The sequence below is a fragment of the Kutzneria sp. CA-103260 genome (assembly GCF_018263855.1).
GTDB lineage: Bacteria > Actinomycetota > Actinomycetes > Mycobacteriales > Pseudonocardiaceae > Kutzneria.
The window spans coordinates 2,585,485-2,603,577 of the sequence record NZ_CP073318.1 but is presented as its reverse complement, the minus strand read 5'-3'; the positions used below and the strand labels follow the sequence as shown (position 1 = coordinate 2,603,577).

General features: G+C 70.3%; 18 protein-coding genes. 5 read left to right on the top strand and 13 right to left on the bottom strand.

Going from position 1 to position 18,093, the window contains the following annotated elements:
- Window positions 1-9: 9 nt before the first annotated feature.
- The 5 genes from JJ691_RS11345 to JJ691_RS11325 are packed head-to-tail and all read right to left on the bottom strand — an operon-like array spanning window position 10 to window position 6,142.
- Complete coding sequence (locus tag JJ691_RS11345) at window positions 10-291, bottom strand: acyl carrier protein (RefSeq protein ID WP_211768738.1); 282 nt, start codon at window positions 289-291, stop codon at window positions 10-12.
- Between the two features lie 6 nt (window positions 292-297).
- On the bottom strand, window positions 298-1,257 hold the full coding sequence (locus tag JJ691_RS11340; protein WP_211768737.1) for a threonine ammonia-lyase: 960 nt from the start codon (window positions 1,255-1,257) through the stop codon (window positions 298-300).
- Window positions 1,254-2,777 carry an amino acid adenylation domain-containing protein gene (locus JJ691_RS11335; RefSeq protein ID WP_211768736.1) on the bottom strand — a complete coding sequence of 508 codons (1,524 nt, stop codon included), beginning with the start codon at window positions 2,775-2,777 and terminating at the stop codon, window positions 1,254-1,256. Before JJ691_RS11335 ends, JJ691_RS11340 begins: the two co-directional genes overlap by 4 nt.
- Complete coding sequence (locus JJ691_RS11330; RefSeq protein WP_249227836.1) at window positions 2,774-5,104, bottom strand: lantibiotic dehydratase; 2,331 nt, start codon at window positions 5,102-5,104, stop codon at window positions 2,774-2,776. The genes JJ691_RS11335 and JJ691_RS11330 overlap by 4 nt, the downstream gene beginning before the upstream one ends.
- Before the next feature lie 30 nt (window positions 5,105-5,134).
- Window positions 5,135-6,142, bottom strand: coding sequence for an ornithine carbamoyltransferase (locus tag JJ691_RS11325; RefSeq protein WP_306291363.1), 1,008 nt, complete (start codon window positions 6,140-6,142; stop codon window positions 5,135-5,137).
- A gap of 179 nt (window positions 6,143-6,321) precedes the next feature.
- Here JJ691_RS11325 and JJ691_RS11320 point away from each other — a divergent pair, with 179 nt between their 5' ends.
- Window positions 6,322-6,555 carry an MbtH family protein gene (locus JJ691_RS11320; RefSeq protein WP_211768734.1) on the top strand — a complete coding sequence of 78 codons (234 nt, stop codon included), beginning with the start codon at window positions 6,322-6,324 and terminating at the stop codon, window positions 6,553-6,555.
- Between the two features lie 65 nt (window positions 6,556-6,620).
- Here JJ691_RS11320 and JJ691_RS11315 read toward each other — a convergent pair whose 3' ends face one another.
- On the bottom strand, window positions 6,621-9,329 hold the full coding sequence (locus tag JJ691_RS11315; RefSeq protein ID WP_211768733.1) for an AfsR/SARP family transcriptional regulator: 2,709 nt from the start codon (window positions 9,327-9,329) through the stop codon (window positions 6,621-6,623).
- Window positions 9,330-10,189: 860 nt separating this feature from the next.
- Here JJ691_RS11315 and JJ691_RS11310 point away from each other — a divergent pair.
- Together JJ691_RS11310 and JJ691_RS11305 are read left to right on the top strand one after the other, a co-directional pair.
- Entirely contained in the window at window positions 10,190-10,609 is a 420-nt protein-coding gene (locus JJ691_RS11310) for a hypothetical protein (protein ID WP_211768732.1), read from the top strand.
- 136 nt (window positions 10,610-10,745) lie between these two features.
- Window positions 10,746-12,725 carry a galactosylceramidase gene (locus tag JJ691_RS11305; RefSeq protein ID WP_211768731.1) on the top strand — a complete coding sequence of 660 codons (1,980 nt, stop codon included), beginning with the start codon at window positions 10,746-10,748 and terminating at the stop codon, window positions 12,723-12,725.
- A gap of 4 nt (window positions 12,726-12,729) precedes the next feature.
- On the opposite strand, the gene JJ691_RS11300 is transcribed toward JJ691_RS11305, so the two are convergent.
- The 4 genes from JJ691_RS11300 to JJ691_RS11285 form a co-directional block, all read right to left on the bottom strand.
- Entirely contained in the window at window positions 12,730-12,966 is a 237-nt protein-coding gene (locus tag JJ691_RS11300; protein ID WP_211768730.1) for a hypothetical protein, read from the bottom strand.
- A gap of 150 nt (window positions 12,967-13,116) precedes the next feature.
- A complete protein-coding gene (locus tag JJ691_RS11295) occupies window positions 13,117-13,350 on the bottom strand; it encodes a VOC family protein (protein WP_211768729.1) in 234 nt (77 codons plus the stop codon).
- A gap of 101 nt (window positions 13,351-13,451) precedes the next feature.
- Window positions 13,452-13,922, bottom strand: a complete 471-nt coding sequence (locus JJ691_RS11290) for a GNAT family N-acetyltransferase (RefSeq protein ID WP_211768728.1) — start codon at window positions 13,920-13,922, stop codon at window positions 13,452-13,454.
- A 110-nt stretch (window positions 13,923-14,032) separates the two neighbouring features.
- Window positions 14,033-14,806, bottom strand: a complete 774-nt coding sequence (locus JJ691_RS11285; protein ID WP_211768727.1) for an FAD-dependent monooxygenase — start codon at window positions 14,804-14,806, stop codon at window positions 14,033-14,035.
- Window position 14,807: 1 nt separating this feature from the next.
- Here JJ691_RS11285 and JJ691_RS11280 point away from each other — a divergent pair, with 1 nt between their 5' ends.
- Window positions 14,808-15,029 (top strand): hypothetical protein, encoded by a 222-nt coding sequence (locus JJ691_RS11280; protein WP_211768726.1) that lies wholly within the window; start codon window positions 14,808-14,810, stop codon window positions 15,027-15,029.
- 27 nt (window positions 15,030-15,056) lie between these two features.
- Here JJ691_RS11280 and JJ691_RS11275 read toward each other — a convergent pair whose 3' ends face one another.
- Window positions 15,057-15,623, bottom strand: coding sequence for a helix-turn-helix domain-containing protein (locus tag JJ691_RS11275; RefSeq protein WP_211768725.1), 567 nt, complete (start codon window positions 15,621-15,623; stop codon window positions 15,057-15,059).
- Between the two features lie 183 nt (window positions 15,624-15,806).
- Between JJ691_RS11275 and JJ691_RS11270 the strand changes: the two genes are divergently transcribed.
- Window positions 15,807-16,721: a CPBP family intramembrane glutamic endopeptidase gene (locus JJ691_RS11270; RefSeq protein WP_249227835.1), complete on the top strand. Its 915-nt coding sequence runs from the start codon at window positions 15,807-15,809 to the stop codon at window positions 16,719-16,721.
- On the opposite strand, the gene JJ691_RS11265 is transcribed toward JJ691_RS11270, so the two are convergent.
- Together JJ691_RS11265 and JJ691_RS11260 are read right to left on the bottom strand one after the other, a co-directional pair.
- Window positions 16,722-17,789, bottom strand: coding sequence for an ABC transporter ATP-binding protein (locus JJ691_RS11265; protein WP_211768724.1), 1,068 nt, complete (start codon window positions 17,787-17,789; stop codon window positions 16,722-16,724).
- Window positions 17,786-18,010, bottom strand: coding sequence for a hypothetical protein (locus JJ691_RS11260; RefSeq protein ID WP_211768723.1), 225 nt, complete (start codon window positions 18,008-18,010; stop codon window positions 17,786-17,788). Before JJ691_RS11260 ends, JJ691_RS11265 begins: the two co-directional genes overlap by 4 nt.
- Window positions 18,011-18,093: the final 83 nt, after the last annotated feature.

Here is an 18,093-nt window from a genome sequence, read left to right as displayed (position 1 = left end):
CGTGCTCCGTCAGGCCGCGCCGACGCCGTCGACCTCGACGACCGCCGCCAGGTCCGCAGGCGTGGGGTAGGCGAAGACCAGCGCGACCGGGATCTCGGCGCCGATCCGGTCGCCGAGCAGCGCGCTGATCTGGAAAGCGGCCAACGAGTCGCCACCGGCCTCGAAGAAGTCGCTGTCGGCGTCGAGCGAGTCGTCGCACAGCACGTCGCGGTAGATGGCGGAGACGACGCCGGACAGATCCGCGGCACCGTGCAGATCCGCGGCGCCGGGCCCGATCTCGTTGGCAGACATGGCACATCAACCTTCCACAGTCGATCGGACCGCAACGGCGCCCGGGACCGGGCGCGCGAGCGCGGCTGCGGTGTTCCCGCCGGACACGATGACGGCGACCCGGCCGGGGAGCCGGAGTTGCAGCGCGCCGGCCAGGGCCACGCACCCGCTCGGCTCGGCGATGACGCCGTGGCTGTGCAACAGGCGCATGGCCTCGCCGGTCGCCTCGTCGGTGACGCCGAGCAGGTCGTCGACCCGGTCCCGGATGATGGGGTACGGCACCGCGCCCGGGCGCTGGGCGCGCAGCCCGTCCGCGATCGTGGCCGACGGCGGCAGCTCGACCGGGCGGCCCGCGTCGAGGGAGGCCGCGTAGCGGCGCGCCGTCGCGGGCTCGACGCCGATCACCCGCACCCGCCGGTTCGGCCCGGTGGCGGCAAGACAGCTGCCGGCCAACAAGCCCCCGCCGCCGGTCGGCACGTAGATCGCGACCAGGTCCGGGGCGGCGGCGAAGACCTCCAGGGCGACCGTGCCCTGGCCGGCGACCACGAGTTCGTCGTCGGCCGACGGCACATAGCTGGCATCGGTGTCCTGCGCGAGCTCGCGGGCATACCGGTCGCGGTCGGTGTTGCCACCGTCGACGGTCACGACCGTGGCGCCCAGACCGCGGATGACGTCGGCCTTGGCCGGACTGGCGCCCCGCGCCATCACGACCGTGACGTGCGCGCCGAGCGTCGCGCCGAGCGTCGCCAGGGCCATGCCGTGGTTGCCCGACGAGCCGGTCACCACTCGCCGGGCGCCGTGCGCCAGCATCGCGTTCGTGGCGCCCCGGGCCTTGAAGGAACCACCGCGCTGCATGTGCTCGGCCTTGAGCAGCACGCCGGGCACCGCGTCCAGGGTGAGCAGCGGGGTGCGGCGCACGCGTCCGGCGATCCGCTCGGCCGCGTCCAGGACGACCGGCAGCCCGGGCGAGGCGGTGGCGGCGGTCATGGAGCCACCGGGTACGGGGCGCCGGACGCGGTCAACGTCGCACGGTCGATCTTGCCGTTGCGCGTCGTGGGGAACCGGTCCAGGCGGACGAACCGGCGCGGCATCAGGTAGGGCGGCAGCGTGCGCGCGAGGTGGGCGCGCAGCTCGGCGTCCGTCGTGCCGTCGAGCACACCGACGACATGGGCGACCAGGTACTTGCGATCGCGGTCGTCTACCGCCGGGGTGACGACCGCGCCGTGTACGGCGGGGTGGGCCAACAGGGCGCCCTCGATCTCGGCCGGCTCGATCCGGTAGCCGCGGATCTTGATCTGCCGGTCGCAGCGGCCGAGGAACTCCAGCGTGCCGTCCGGCCGGCGCCGGCCGAGGTCGCCGGTGCGATAGACGCGGTCGCCGGGCGTGGCGGCGAACGGGTCGGGCACGAACTTCTCGGCGGTTTCCCTCGGGTTGCCGGCATATCCGCGCGCCACCCCGGCGCCGCCGATGTGGATCTCGCCGACGTCCCCGTCCTGCACCGCGCGCATGTCGTCGCCCAGCAGGTGCACTGTGGCGCCGTCGATCGGCGTGCCGATCAGGTCGGCGCCGGCGTCCGGCGCCGCGGGCACCTCGAAGCACGTCGCGGTGACCGTGCACTCGGTCGGCCCGTAGAGGTTCACCAGCCGTCCGGCGATCACCCGACGGTGCCCAGCGCCCAGGAACGGCCGCAAGGACTCCGCGCTCGTGGCGATCAGCCGCAGCCGGCGCAACCGCTCGGCGGCGCCGGGGTGGTTGGCCAGCGCGGTGAGGAACGTCGGCGTGGTGCTGAGGATCGTGTCGACGCCGTATTCGTCGAGAGCGTCGAACATCGCGTCCGGCCGCAGCAGCACCGAGCGCGGCAGGAGGACCAGCCGGCCGCCCGCGACGAGCGGCGCGAACGTGTCACGTACCGAAGCGTCCCAACCCAGCGGCCCCAGTTGGAGAGTGACGCCGTCGCGGTCGAGTTCGCAGTGCCGCACGACGAAGCGCAGGAAGCGGTGGAACCCGTGGTGGCGCACCATCACCGCCCTCGGCACACCCGTCGAGCCGGAGGTGTGGCTGGCGTAGGCCAGGGACGTGGACTCGATCCGGTCCGGTGGCGGCAGCTCGGGTAGCGTGTCGAGCCGGTCGAGCAGGATCGCCGGGCCGGGGACCGGCAGGCCGAGGCGTTCGGCCAGGGCCGATGTGCTGATCAGGAAGCGTGCGCAGGCCGTGCCGACCATCGCGGCGAGTCGCGGCACGGGTTGTTGGACGTCCAAGGTGACGAACGCGCCGCCGGCCCGCATCACGGCGTTCATCGCGATCACCGCGTCGGGCCCCGGCTCCAGCGCGACGACGCAGCGCTCGTCGGTCCGCATCCCGGCGCCCACGAGGATGCGGGCGAGTCGCTCGACGCGATCGGCGAGGGCGGCGTAGGTGACGGTCTCGGTGGGGCTGACGAGGGCGATCGCCTCCGGGGCCCGCGTGGCGTGATCCCTGATGTCGTCGGCGACCGTGCGGGCCGTCATGCTCCCTCGCCTTCCTGGGCGACCGCCACGAAGCGGAGCTCAGCGGTGTAGCGGCTGCCCTCGGCGTCGGTGAGCCAGGTCTGCGTCGGGTCCGGCAGCATCTCGCTGATCCGAACCTTCGCCGAGGGGTCGCGGCGCGCCAGGCGCCGGAGCGACTTGGCGAAGATCGCGACGTAGACCGGGCTGTCGAAGTCCACGTAGTACGGCCGCGGCTCGGCGGGCGAGACCACGAACACGAAGCGCGGCAAGCCGTGGCGTCGCCGCCACTGCCCGGCCCGGACGAACCGGCGCGCCTCGATCTTCTCCTCGGCGAACCCGAGGTCCTCGTCGCCCGCGGCGAAGCGCCATGTCTCACGGGCCATGGTCATCCGGTCCACGGTGATCCGCGGCGAGTGGTCCGCGTCGGGCCGAACCGTGAACTTGTCCATGACCTGGTTGGTGAGGGCATGACCGTAGGCGTGCAGCAGGTCGAACTCGGAGCCGTCGGGCAGCACCGCGGTCAGCTGCCCGTCGCGGTCCTCGACCTGGATGTCGGCGCTCATCACCGTCCGCGGCCGCAGCGGGTCGATGGTGTGGTCGACGAAGGCGACGTAGTAGTCCTGGTCGCGCATCAGGGCCTGCCGGTTGCGGACCGACCCGCGGTGCGGCAGTTCGTTGGGCAGCATCGGGGTCAGACGCGGCCCGGGGAAGTCCTGTGTGGTCTCGGCGAACAGCTCGCGGATGTCCTTGTGTTGCATCGCGAACAGCGACTGGGCGACGGTGTTCATCGCGCAGTGCAGCTCGCCGAGCACGAGCTCGTACTCGCCGCGGGCCACGGCGTTCTCGTCCTTGGCGACGATCAGCACGTCCGGGCTGTAGTAGCGGGCCATCCACCACGCCGGCGCGGGCTCGCCGAATTCATCGCGGACCTTCTCCGCGATGTCAGCCGAGCGCAGTCGCACCCGCCGGGCGCTGGGCGGCGCATCGACGATCCGCGCCCATCGCTCCCGCAGCTCGGACTGCACCTGCTCGGCGTCCGCCACGGCGTCGGGGTGCGGGGCGGGCAACGTGGCGAACCACAGGCTCGCGAGGTCGACCTGACCGTTGCGCTCGCGCAGTCGCTCGTACACCTCGCGAATGCGAGCGCCGACCACATCGGCGTAGCGCGACGTCATCCAGCGCGCCGCGGTCAGGCACAGCGCCAGCGGGGTCAGCTCGTCGACCAAGCCGGTGCCCAGGCGCACGGTCGCCGAGCGGCGGCAGTCCGAGTAGACCACCGATCGGCAAGGTGCGGTGCGCCCGCCCTTCTCTCGCTGCGCGGCGGTCCGCGTGAGCGCGGCGAAGTCCTCCTCGAGCGCGGCCATCGCCTCAACGAGCCGGTCGGCGTCGCCGTACACCTCGCGCAGCCGGTGCCGCCCGTCCTCGAGGATCTGCAACCGCTGCAACGCGCGGTCGCGCACCTCCGGGTCACCGACCCGGTCGAGCACCGCGCGCAGCTGCCGCTCCGGGTGCGCACCGGCGGGGACCTCCAGCCGCCAGACGATCCACCGGGCCCGCCGCATGCCTTCCAGCACCTCGGTGACGTCCGCCTCGGTCAGTTCCCGGCCGAGTTTGCCCGACGCCTCACGGGCGAGCACGCCCACCGGACGAGTGCCGTCGCAGAGTTCGAGCAGCTGCGCCTGCACTTCGTCGGTGGCCTGCGCCCGCAGACCGGGCATCGTCACGCTACCCCGGCCCAGCCGCAGGTAGGGCACACGCCGCGGGGCGATCCACGGGCGCAGCTCCGGGTCGGCGTCGAGGCTGCGCGCCACGGCATCCACTGCCCAGCTGGAGAAGTAGACCTCGGTCGTCGCGACGAGCCCGGTCCCGGGCTCCGTCGCGAGACCTTCGACGCCGTCGTCCCACGCACCCCAGCCGACCGGGCCGAAGAAGCCGATCGTGTCGTTCTTGACGCAGAACCGCTGCCAGTAGTGGGCGACCAGCTCGGCCCGCTGGCGCACCATGCTGGCCCGCTTCGCGGTCGCCGGGTCCCACCGCAGGAACGGCGCGACAGCGGTCTCCAGCACGGTCCGGTTCTGCCAGGCCACCGCCGAACGGAACGCAGGCGAGGCCGCCACGGTCTGCAGGTCGCGCGTCCACGCCAGCGCCTCGGCGTCGTAACGCTCCTCGAACCGCTGCCACCGCTGCCCGTCGAGCTTCGGGTCCTGGCCGAGTTCGGCAGCCAGTTCAGCGAGGCCGCGCGGCGCCAGTCGCAAGACTCCGGCAGCGGGAAAACCCGTTCCTCGCAAGGAGAACTGCGACCACAGCCGCCACCGGCCGCCGGGCAGGAGTACGTTCTCGCCGGGCACTGGACTCCCCTCCTTCCGCATGCCGTCGGATCAGCGAGCCGCGCCGGCGCACCACTCCAGGACCGCCCTGGCGCTGTGGTACTTGTTCTCGGCCTGGTCGAACGCGAGGCTGCGCGGGCCGTCGAGGACCTCGGCGGTGACCTCCTCACCGCGGTGTGCCGGGAGGTCGTGCATGAACACCGCGCCGGGGTTGGCCGTCATCACCGCGCTGTCGACCCGGTACGGCGCGAAGACCTCGCGCCAGTGCGGGTCGGGCTTCGTGGTTCCCGTCGTCTGCCACCGCGTGGTGTAGACCACGTCGACCTCGGGCAGCCGTTCCATGGTGTGACGCTGCTCGACCGTCGAGCCCGCGCGTGCCGCGTGGTCGGCCGCGCGTTCGAGGTACTGCGGCTGGACTCCGTAGCCGCGTGGTGTGCGCAGGTGCAGCTCGGTGCCGGGGTAGCGGGACAGCGCAAGGGCCAGCGCCGACGCTGTGTTGTTGCCTTCGCCGACGTACAGCACGCGAAGCCCCGCCAGGCGGCCGAAGTGGCGCAGCAAGGTCGTCAGGTCCGTCAGCGCCTGGGTGGGGTGCTCGCCCGCGCTCATCGCGTTGACGACTGCCATTCGCTCCTGGGCGGCGTAGGCGCGCAGCTCCTCTTCCGGGCCGGCGGTGCGCGCGACCAGCACGTCGAGCATCCGCGAGAGCACCCGGCCGGTGTCCGCGACCGTCTCGCCCGTGTTCTCCTGGAGGTCGGCGGCACCGTAGCTGACCAGCTGCGCGCCCAGGCGCAGCGCGCCGACCGCGAACGCCGTGCGGGTGCGCGTCGAGGTCTCGCGGAACAGCACGCCGACGACGAGGTCGCGCAGCGGGCGTTCGTCGTCGCAGCGACCGTCGGCGAACTCGGCACCCCGCCGGACGATCCGGTCGAGCTCTGCGTCGTAGAGGTCGTCGATGGACAGCAGGTGCCGCCGCGCGGTGGCCCGGACGGGCGCCCCGACCGCGCTGAGCACCGGACCGGCGAGACCGTGCGACATCGTTGCGCTGCTGCTGTCGTGCATCGCCAGCTCCCTCGTCCGTCGGGCACTACGCACCCTGTCGGGGTGTCACCGGGCGCACCAGAGAAGGAGTCGCAGCGTTGGTCCGTGGGCCGGAGTGCGCGTTCGTCTCTACACCGACGGCCCGTGGGCGGGGGATGCTCGGCGGGCCAGAGGTCCGCCCGAAGCGTAAGGAGCCCGTGATGAACGGGGAAGGCGACGACGATCAGCGCGGCTACCGCGTCGTGCGCAACGACGAGGAGCAGTACTCGATCTGGCCGGCCGACCGCGACCTCCCCCTGGGCTGGCACGCCGAGGGCACGACCGGCACCCGGACCGAGTGCCTGGACCACATCGGTCGCGTGTGGACGGACATGCGCCCGGCCAGCCTGCGACGGCGCATGGAGCAGGCGGAACAGGTCACCGGTGCGGTCTGAGCCAGCCGTGCACCCGCGAGCGCCGGCGACGCCATGCTGACCCTCGGGAGGCGCTCAGCGTGTAGTCAGACCTGCTGCGCAAGCCGCTGCTGGACCCGGCCCGCGTCGGTGGCGCGGTGCTGCGACCGGTACAGCTCGATGGCCCGCAGCCAGGCGCCCTCGGCCTGCCCGTGCTGGCCGAGGGCGGAGTGAGTGTGGCCGAGGCTGGCCAGCGTGTTGGCCTCCTCGTAGGCGTTGCCGATGTCGCGGTAGGCGGTCAGCGCCTGCTGGTAGTAGTCGGCGGCGAGTGTGAGCCCACCGGTGTGGTGGGCGATGTAGCCCAGGCTGTCCAGGGTGTCCGCCAGCCCGCCGCGGTAGTCGTGCCGACGGCACATGTCCAGGGCCTGCTCGCAGCGCTGCCTGGCCTGCTCGAAGTCGCCCAGCTTGGCCGCGTACCAGCCGATGGCGTTGAGCGCGTCGGCCTCGCCGTTGGCGACGCCCACCCTGCGGGACAGGTCCAGCGCGTGCCGGGCGTGCCTCAACGCCAGCACGTGGTCGCCCTGCGCAGCCCAGGCGAGGGCGAGAGCTCGGTGGGCGGCGCCCTGTTCGGCCTGGTTCCGCGCCAGGTCGGCGAACACGACCGACTGGTGCAGGTGTTCGACCGCGGCCGCGAACTGGCCTGTTCGCGTGTAGGCCAGACCCAGGTACCGGTGGGCGAGCGCCCGCGCGCCGTCGTCGTCGAGCAGTGCGGCCGCCGTGACGCTCGTTCGGGACACCGCGAGATCCTCATCCGGCAGACCGCGCCGCCGGCAGAAGTCGTGCAACGCCCATGCCAGCCACCACGCCCGGTCGTGCCAGCCCCGGTCGACTGTGAACCTGAGCGTGGCAAGCAGGCAGTGTCGTTCGGTCTCGAACCACTCCAGCGCGGCGGCCAGGTCCGGGAATGGCCGCGGCCGGCGGTCGTCACACGACCCGATCTCGATCATCCTCCGGTGCGGGTACAGCAGCTTCGCGGCGGCGACGGCGGTGCGGATCCGGAAGTCGGTCAGGCGCAGTTGCGCCTGCGACTGGTCGGTGTCGTCGCGGTCGGCGACGTACAGTCTGACCAGGTCATGCATCCGCCATCGGCCGGGCATGTGCTGTTGGAGCAGGCTGACCTGCTCCAGCTTCCGCAGCGTGATCGACACCGGTCCGTCCGGCCGGCCGACGAGCGCGGACGTCGCCGCCAGGTCGATGTCCGGCCCCGGCGCCTGCCCGAGCAGGCCGAGCAGTTGCGCCTGCTCCGCCGTGAGCGCGTCATACGACAGTGACAACGCAACCGGCACGCTGGCGCCCGGGTCGCCGCCGTCCAACGCGTGCAGCCGGGTCGCGGCATCTCGTAGCCCAGCGGCCAGATCCTCGAACGGGAACTGTGGATGCGCCTGCGCTCGGCCCGCGACCACGCCCAGTGCCAACGGAACGCCGCCGCACCGAGAGATCAGCTCGTCGACTGTGGCCGCCTCCGCCCGCACGCGCTGCGCCCCCAGCTGAGCCGCCAGCAGGTCCCGCGATTCGCCGTCGCTCAGCACGTCGAGCTCCACGGGTCGGGCGCCGTGCGTGGTCACCAGCCCGGCGAGGCGGTCGCGACTGGTGACCAGCGCCGTGCACGTCGCCGTGCCGGGCAGCAGGGGCGCGACCTGCGCGGAGTCGCGGGCGTTGTCCAGCACGACAAGGATGCGTTTCCCGGCCACGAGGCTGCGGTAGAGGGCAGCTTGCGAATCGAGGTCGGGTGGGTTCGCCCCGGGGGCGACGCCAAGCGCGCTGAGGAACGCGCGTAGTACGGCGCCCGGCGGCAGGGGCGGGGCCGATGGGTCGAAGCCGTGCAGGTCCGCGAACAACTGACCATCGGGGAAGCGGTCGGCGTTGCGGTGTGCCCAGTGCAGTGCGAGCCAGGTCTTGCCCATGCCGCCGGGGCCGCTGATCGCGGTTGTCGGGTGGACGCCGAGCAACGGCAGATGCGCCTGCCTGCCGATGAAGAAGATCGGTGCCGCCGGTAGTTGGCGTGGCATGGGACTGCTCGGCGTCAGCGTGAGCGACGCGTCCCCGGCGAGCATGTCGCGGTGCAGTTGGGCCAGTGGCGGGCTGGGGTCCGCGCCCAGTCCTTCCGCCAGCCTGCCGCGGAGCCGTTCGTACTGATCGAGCGCCTCGGCCTGCCGGCCGCTGCGGTACAGGGCCACCATCAGTTGCCCGGCCAGACGTTCGTCGAGCGGATGCTCGTCGGCCCGCTCCGCCAGCGCCGTGACCAACGCCGTGTGCTGGCCCTGGCGGAGTTGGATGTCGGTGAGGTCGAGCTGTGCCGCGTGCCGCAGCGAGCTCAGCCGAGTCCGCACCGCAGCCAGGTACGGCGTGTCCAGATCCCGGAACGGCTCGCCCCGCCACAACTCCAGTGCCTGTGCCAGCTGAGGTGCCGCGGCGCCGTCCGTGCCGGCCCGGTCGATCAGCCCCTGGAATCGGTGCAGATCGACCGTGTTCGGGTCGACAGCCAGTCGGTAACCGGACGACCGCCAGGTGATCGTCGGCCCGTCTGGCGCCCGCAACGCCTTGCGGAGCAGCGCGACGTAGGTCTGCAAGGTGCTGTTCGGCCGCTGCGGGAGACGTTGCCGGCCCCAGACCCGATCCACCAGTTGGTCGATCGGCACCGTGTGGTTCGCGTCAATCAGCAGCACGGCCAGCACGCAGCGCTGCCGCGCGTGCCCGATGTCGACCGGCTGCCCGTTGAGCACGGCGGACACGTCCCCCAAGACGCGAAACTCCACTGCGTACTGGTATCGATCTCGGTCGGCCGGTCTCAAGCCGTGCCCAAGCAATTACGGACGATCAGGGGCAGGGCATTGCGCCGTTGCGAAGCCGGGTGTTCGTCCCTTGAACACAGCGGGAGGCGGCGTGCGGCGGTGGCCCCAGGCGTCCGAGCACCCAAGATCAGCTCACCGCGTCCCTACCCGACCAGGTGGGAGTCACGAACCCCTTGCCGAACCGGATCGTGTGACGCGGGCGGCTGATCTGCCGGGTTGGGCCATCCTTGGCCAGGCCGGGGTCGTGCCACCACGCTGTGCCCTGACTGCACTGGTCGTCGGGCACCCAACCGATCAGCCGCTCCAAGCAGTTCCGCCGTGACCATCGTTCTGCGCGCCGAAACCCACGTCCGCGCAGGTCAAGCGGCGCGACGGTAATCGTGGACGGCGCCGCCGAGACGTTTCTTCCGGTGCATGACGAGGTGTTCGATCCGGTCAGGTTCGCCCACAACATCCCGAGCGACCTCCATCGGCACCTCGCCGACAACCGCAGCGAGACTGCGTCGATGCCGCTACCCGACACACCTAGCACAACGGACAGTTGAGCCATATGCGTTCAAGCTCAGGACACGAGACAACTGGTCCCGCATCACCTTGGCCACGGCGACCATGCCGCGCGCGGTCACGCTGGTAAGCAATTTCTCAATACCGGCCGCAGCGAGCGCCGCCACCGCGACGGTGGCGACGGCTCTACTCTTCCTGCCCAAGTCGAATCGGTACTTCACGGCCGTTGACGGAGGCTGCGGCCGGGCGCCTGGGACTCAGCGCGAAGGGCCGGCCAGACGACCGCCGCCCATGCCCGGCTGGCTGGCGGCCTGGTCGCCATGCCGCACAGCCTTTCCCCCACCAACCGCATGGCAGACCTACGCCACACCTACACCGGCGAGACCCGGTCCGCGATCATCCCTGAGATCCAGGCACGCCTGGCCACCCTCGACGCCAACGACCGCGCCCTGCTAAGGGCTGCCTTCGATGGCAACCACTCCGATACGCCCCCTCAGCGTGTCCGCTCCGCGGTGATCCCGGACGCCGCCAGCCTCGCTCAGCAGCACCTCGAAGCGTCCGCCCTCGACGCCATCGGCCGCGCCGGCTCCCACCACCCCACGCTGCTGCGCATGGTCCGCGGCGGCGACGTCATCGCGGCCAACTCCGTCACCCTGCGAGCTAGGACACGTTGTTGTCGGTCACGAAACCAACAGCGACGGACGCCGACCCGTGCACGGTCAAACAAACCCGGCAAATAGGTCTAGACATCCGAGTAATGACCAGCCGCCGGCTCGCAGTCCAGGACATTGTGCTTACAGGTCACGTATCCATCGGCCGCATGGATCGATACATCCCCTTGAGGGGCGACAAAGCTCCGATGTATAACCGGGTGCCATGAACCGTGCCGTTCTGCCCGCAGCTCTGGTGATCACGCTCGCGCTGGCCGTGACCGGCGGCCAGCCTCCGGCGGCACACGCCGCCACCACGACGTCCGTAACCGTCGACGGCAAGCAGGGCGGCCGGACCTTCGACGGGGTCGGCGCGATCAGCGGTGGCGGCGGCAACTCGCGTCTGCTGGTCGACTATCCCGAGCCCCAGCGCAGCCAGATCCTGGACTACCTGTTCAAGCCGGGCTACGGCGCGAACGTCCAACTGCTCAAGCTGGAGATCGGTGGCGACGCCAACTCCACCGACGGCGCCGAGCCCAGCGTCGAGCACGTCAAGGGCACCGTGAACTGCTCGGCCGGCTACGAGTTCTGGCTCGCCGAACAGGCTCGCGCGCGTAACCCGCACATCCAGTTCTACGGGCTGGCGTGGGCCGCGCCGGGCTGGATCGGCGGCGGCACGAACTACTGGACAAAGGACTCCGTCGACTACCTCGTCAGCTGGCTGGGCTGCGCCAAGTCGCACGGAATCACCGTGTCCTACCTGGGCGGCCGCAACGAGAAGGGCCACGACAAGGCGTGGTACGAAAGCCTGCGCTCGACGCTGAACGCCGACGGATACGGGAAGATCAAGATCGTTGGTGACGACAGCGTCGGCTGGAAGGTGGCCGATGACATGGTGGCGGACCCGGCGTTCAACGCCGCGGTCGACGTGGCCGGCTCGCATTACCCGTGCGGCTACAAGTCCGCGGCCACCACCTGCACCTCGACCGCCAACGCCCTAGCCACCGCAAAGCCGTTGTGGGCCAGCGAGAACGGCTCGCTTGACGTGGACTCCGGGGCTGCCGCCCTGGTGCGTTCGATCACTCGTGGCTACATCGACGCGAAGCTGACCGCCTACCTGAACTGGCCGCTGGTCGCCGCGATCACCCCGAACCTCCCGTTCGCCACCGTGGGCCTGGCCGTCACACCGTCACCGTGGTCGGGTTCCTACCGGCTGGGCAAGGAAACCTGGGCAATGGCGCAGTTCACCCAGTTCACCAGTCCCGGCTGGAAGTTCATCGACTCCGCCAGCGGTTACCTCGGCGGCGACCGGGCCAACGGCAGCTACGTCAGCCTGCGCTCGCCCGACGGCAAGAACTACAGCACGATCATCGAAACGCTGTCCGCGACCGCCGACCAGTCGATCCACGTCAAGGTCGCCGGCGGTCTGTCCACCGGTACCGTGCACGTGCGAGCGACGAACCTCAACTCCGCCAACGCGAGCGACTACTTCGTCCCGCTGCCCGACCTCTCGCCGTCCAACGGCGCGTTCTCGCTGACGCTGAAGCCCGGCTTCGTGTACTCGCTGTCGACCGTCGGCGGGCAGGGCAAGGGCACCTCCGCCGCCCCCGCGAACCGTGCGATGTCCTTGCCATACAACGACACCTTCGACGGCTACGTCCCCGGCACGGAAGCCAGGTACGTCGCCGACATGCAGGGCTCGTTCGAGATCCGGGCCTGCCGCAACGGCCGCACCGGCATGTGCGAGCAGCAGGTCGCGCCGGTGAAGCCGATCGAGTGGCAGGGCGACAGCGACGCCTATGCCCTGGCCGGCGACACCACTTGGCAGAACTACACCGTCTCCGTCGACGTCAACCTGCAACAAGCCGGCACTGTCGAGCTGATCGGCCGCGCCGACAAGCAAGCACGGCCACAGAACAAGCAAGCCGGCTACGAACTCCGCCTCTCCGACACCGGCTCCTGGGTGCTCGCCAAGAACGACACCACCGGCACCCTCACCACGCTGGCCAGCGGCACGACCACCGCGCCTGGCTTGAACAGTTGGCACCGGCTCAGCCTGGACCTGCGCGGCAGCACCGTCACCGCGAAGCTCGGGTCGACGGCGCTGACCACCGTCACGGACTCCTCCTACGCCTCCGGCCAGATCGGTTTCGGTGTGGTGGGCTACCAGACCGACCAGTTCGACGACCTCACGGTCACCCCCTAATCGGTCACCAGGTGATCGGCAGGGCGACCGGCCCGCGGACCGCCAGGCCGCTCTTCCACACCACCTCCGTCTCGGGCACCGCCAGCCGTAGATCCGGGAAACGCGCCAGCAGCGCGGCCAACGCGATCTGGATGTGCATCCGGGCCTGCGGTGCGCCGAGATAGTGGTCGGGGTCGGCGTATCTGCGCCGGTCGGTCTTGGCGGCGTGTTTGGCCGACAGAACCGGCTCGCCGGCCCGCACCGTGCCCCCGCTGAGTTCGACATCGGCCAGCGCGTAACCGGGGCAGCACGTCGGCGACCGCGAGCAGCGGCACCCAGCGCATCAGCTCCTGGACGGCGCCGGGCATAAGCTCGGGCCTAGACCGCAGCAGGGCAAGCTGGTCGGGGTGGGTCAGCAGGGCGTAGGTGAGGTTGGAACTGGTTGGAAGAACAGTCTCGGTCCGCGCCCTTCCGGGTCGATAACAGCGGCACGCCACTGGTCACGGGGGATGCCGCGCGCGGTGGCGAACTCCGACCAACTGGTAAAGCCGGGCGGCGGCGGGTCCAAGACGTAGCCGAGAGCCATCGCCCAGAACTCGGCCTGCTTCTGTGGGTCGCGCGCATCGAAGGTCACACCGATGGACATGGAGCCAGCCTGGCCTATCGACATACGCTGAGCAATTGCCGGGTGGAGGATTCGAATCGTGCCCCTTGTGATCGAAACCGACAAGCATGAGCCACCGGTAGCTACAACGCCAACAGCATGGTGTCAGCGTGCTCGCGGCTGGCGACAACCCGGTACCCCTCGGCGAGGTAGAGCCGGGCAGCGGGGTTGACGCGGTCGACGCTGAGGCAGATGTGACAGAACCCGCGAGCACGCGCGACATCGGCGATGGCACGCACGAGCAGGCGACCGATGCCCCGCCCACGACGCGAGGCGAGCACGCCGATGGCCAGCTCGGGCACACCGTCCCGAACGAAGCCGTAACCGGGGTCGTCGGCACCGAACAGACGCAGCCAGGCTGCACCGACGGGCTGCGAAGACTGCTCGACGGCGACGAGACCGACGTCGGCGGGCAGGTAGTGGGCAAACGACGGATCGGCGAGCGTCTCCGCCCGACTGCGCGGCACAGCGGGCGTCGTCGCGGCCTCCACCAGCATGTCGGTGAGGAACGCAGCATCGCCGGCACCGGCGGGACGGAGGACGACGTCACTCATGACAGCCAGCATCAAGGGCCCATCCCGCGCCTGGCAACCGAATTGGAGCTAGCCTCGGGGCGCTTGGTCATGCGAACAGAGGACACAGCCTTAGGCCGGCAGCATCCACGTCAGCTCGCCGTGGTGTCGGCGTCGCACAGAGGAGAAGTAGGCGTGGGCGAACGCTCGCCTAGCTGGTGCCTGATACCGCATCCCATCCCAAAGATGTGCGCCTTCTCGTAACCCAGTCCCCTGACGAGGTCCGGCCGGAAGGCGAAGCCGGCCAGCGCCCGGTCCTTGTAGCGCCAGATGGTGGCCATGTGACCCAGGAAGTTGTACACCGGGTTGAGCCGATCTGCCCGTCGTTCGCCGGGAAGTTCGGCGAGGGCGACGTACAGGCCCAGATGGCGCAGGTAGTCCTTTTCGGCGCCGAACGCCAGACAGCGCACCGCCGAGTGCTGGCCATCGGCGCCGAGCACGAGGGCGAAGCGTCCGGTACCGCCAGAGGCGAAGCGGACGTCGACGCCGGCGCCGTCGTCGGCGAGCGATTCGAGGTGCTCCCGGAGGCGGACCGTGGTGCCGGCGGGGAGCGCGTCGATCATGATCTGCGCGAGGTCCTCCCGGGCGATGTCGATGTCGTGGTCGGAGACGTCGAACTCCGACCACGACATCTGGCCGATCCCCCGGCCGTCGGCGTCGACGAACACGCTCAGTTCGGTCGCGCGAACGCGGTTCTCCTTGATCCGGGCGAGTAGGCCCATCCGGTCGGCGATATCGAGCGCGTCACCGCGGACGTCGATCGATGATCCGCTGACCCGGAACTGGTTCGCGCGCTCGACGACGGTGACGTGGTGACCGCGGCCGCCGAGGTCGAGGGCCAGCGAGAGCCCGGCGACCCGTCGCACGGTGACCGTGATCTTCCAGCAGCGCACCGACCTCGTGGCGCGACGAGTGGACAGCGCCGTCGTCCGCGGTGAGTTGCCGCGGGTCGACAGCTACCTCGTCACCCAGAAGCTGTCCGGCCCGGCCTATAGCTACGCCGACCAGGGGTTGCGGCCTTTCACCCGGACAGAGGCCGAACGGATCACTGACATCGTGCTGGCCGGGATCCGGCACACAGCCTCGTGAGCCGGTGACGTCCCGTCCTGGACCAGATCACTCCCGCTCGGTGTCGGAGTCCGGCAGGGGTTTCGTCGCAGGCTTGTCCGGCACGACAACGAGGCTGACGATGCGCCGAGTGCGGCGGCCCTCCGGGGCGTAGCCGACCCGTGAGACGACCGCGTGCTCGATCTCGTCGATCATCGCGGCGAATTCGTCGTCGCTCAGCCACACCGCCGCCTGCCGGTAGACCACGCCGTCCGCGACGGGATTGGCGTCTTCGTAGCCGAGGTAGCGGTCGAAATCCGACATCAACGATGCCGCGAACGTGGTGAACGACCGTTGGTGCTCCTCCCGCGTCATCGCCTCCCGCGCCGCGGGGTCGACCACCGCGTTCTCCGGACGCACCCGGTAGCTGCGCTCCACCGTGCCGCGCACCCGCTTCTCGGCCACGACCTCCAGCACGCCCGCGTCGGCCAACACCGCGATCTGTCGGTACATCGTCGCCGGCGCGATGTCGGGCATGCGGTCTCGCAGCTGCGTGGTGGTCATCGGGTCCGCGTCGAACAGCGTTTGCAGGATGCGCATCCGGACGGGGTGCAGGAGCAGGTCAGCGGTGGCCATGGACCAATGTTCTCACATGCGATATGGTTCTCACAGGTGATAACGTTCGCACGACTGAGAGCGACGGGAGGTCGGACCGCGAGGCAGACCCGGCCGACCCCGACACGCCGCGCGTCCTGACTGGACAGCAACGTCCTGGACAGTTTCCGCTCGTCCGCTGCTGAAGGAATTCGAAATTCCTTCATGCGACACCCGCGAAAAGGAAAAGGTGTGACTATCTCAACGCCTGTTCGCCAGCGAAGTGGCCTGGCGCTCTACTTTGCTGTCACGTTCACGACGACCTGGGCCTGCTGGCTCATCGCGATCGCACTGGGCGGATCGGCGATGAGTTCCCCCACCGCCATTCCCTACCTCCTCGGCGCCTTCGGCCCGACGATCGGCGCGATCGTGGTCCGAATCCACCGAGCCATCCGCCGCCAACCCGCCCCTGCTCGCACGGTGCGGCTCCGGCCGAGCCCACGGCTGTTCTGGATTCTGCCGATGCTGGCGCTGACCTCGGCAACCGTGCTGGCAGGCGCGCTGCTCGCGCCCGTGCTGGGCGGTCCCGCGGTGGGCCTTGCCGGGGGACAAGCGCTGATCGCCACCGTCGGCGGACCGGTGCCGTTCATCATCAGCATGCTGGTCGCCGGCCCGTTGGCCGAGGAGCCCGGCTGGCGCGGCACGGCATATCCGCGAATGCGCGCCTCGATGGGTCGAATTCAGGCCGCCCTGTTGCTCGGCGTCATCTGGGCGGCATGGCACGTGCCACTGTTCTTCATTCCCGGAACCGTCCAAGCCGGTCTCGGCCTGATCAGCTGGGGCGGCCTGGCGTTCATGGTCAGTGTCATCCCGATGGCACTGCTGACCGGCTACGCCTATGAGCGTGCCGGGGTCGCGGCGTCGATCGCGGTTCACTTCGCCGGCAATGCGACACTCGCCCTGTTGACCGTCGACTCGCCCATAACGCAGGCGTTCATCGCGGCGGTGCAGGTCATCGTCGCGATCCCGCTGCTCGTCTTGCGCCGCGACCGCCGGGCGGACCGGCCGGTTCACGCGGACCCCCAGCCACGCCAGGCCGTCACCGGCTCGTCGCCGCAGACCAGCCGCACCCAAGGTTGATCAGTTCGGACCGCTGCCAGGGGACGAGCCGATGAACCTCAGCCTTCCAGTGTCATCCGTCCAAGTCGTGGTCTCGGGCGCAGGCCCGACCGGCCTCATGCTGGCCTCACAGCCACGTGAGAAAGGTCTGCCAGGCCCCCTTCCCCGGTGACGACCCAACCTCGTATTGGGTGGTCGGGGACGTGCAGCTCGATTCGCCGCCCGACGAGGACGGAGTCTTCGGTCGAAACGAGCGGGTCGGGACCTACCAGATATCGCGGGCCGAACCAGGGTGGTTCCGCCTGAGCCTGATGCGGGCGACCCGATCATGGCTTCAGAGGTGCGATCGGCGACCCGGCCCGAAACGAATGTGTTGGCGCCGACGAAGTTCGCGGCCCACAGCGTGGCCGGCCGGTCGTAGATCTCGTCGGGCGAGCCCTGCTGCTCGACCCGGCCAGCGTTGACCACGACGATCCGGTCCGCGAGCCCGAACGCCCCGTCCTGGTCGTGGGTGATGTAGACGAAGCTGGTGCCGAACTCGCGGTGGATCCGCCGCAGTTCGGTCCGCACGTCCCCGCGCAGCTTGCGGTCCAGCGCGCCGAGTGGTTCGTCGAGCAGCAGCACCCCGGGCCGCCGCGCGAGGGCACGCGCGATCGCGACCCGCTGCTGCTGGCCTCCGGACAGCTGGTGCGGCCTGCGGTCGGCCAGACCCTCCAGTCGGACCAGCGCCAGCAACTCGTCCACCGTGGCCCGCCGCCGCGCACCCTTCACACCCCGCACCTTCAGGCCGTAGCCGACATTCCCGGCGACCGTGAGGTGTGGGAACAGGGCGTAGTTCTGGAATACGGTGTTGACGTCACGGCGCTTCGCGGGCGCCGCCGTGACGTCACGCTCCCCGATGAGCACCCGTCCACGGTCTGGCCGTTCGAAACCGGCCAATATTCGCGTCGCGGTGGTTTTGCCGCTCCCGCTGGGACCGACGATCGCGACGAACTCCCCCGCCGCCACGGTCAGGTCGAACGCGTCGAGGGCCACGACGTCGCCGAAGCGCTTCGTGACCGAGAGCAGTTCCGCGGACGCTCCATTCATCTTGCCTCCGGCAGGGCGGCGCCGAACCGTCTCCTTGTCGCCCAGCTGCGCCGCACACTGGCAGCCGGCCGCCCGCTGGTCACCGTGCACGTGCTGCATCCCGGACAGTCGATCGCCCCAGATCTGCTGGTGCCGCGGTGGTCGAACATCAGCAGGTCGTTGCCGACCAGCGCCGCCCCGAGCCGGGAGCTCCAGAACGCACCGAACAGCGCAGTTCTCATTCGCGGAGTACTGCTCACGTTCCGGCACGCTAACCAGGGTCTCGGGCCGCGTCGCCGCCCCGTGCCCTTCAGAGCCCAACTAC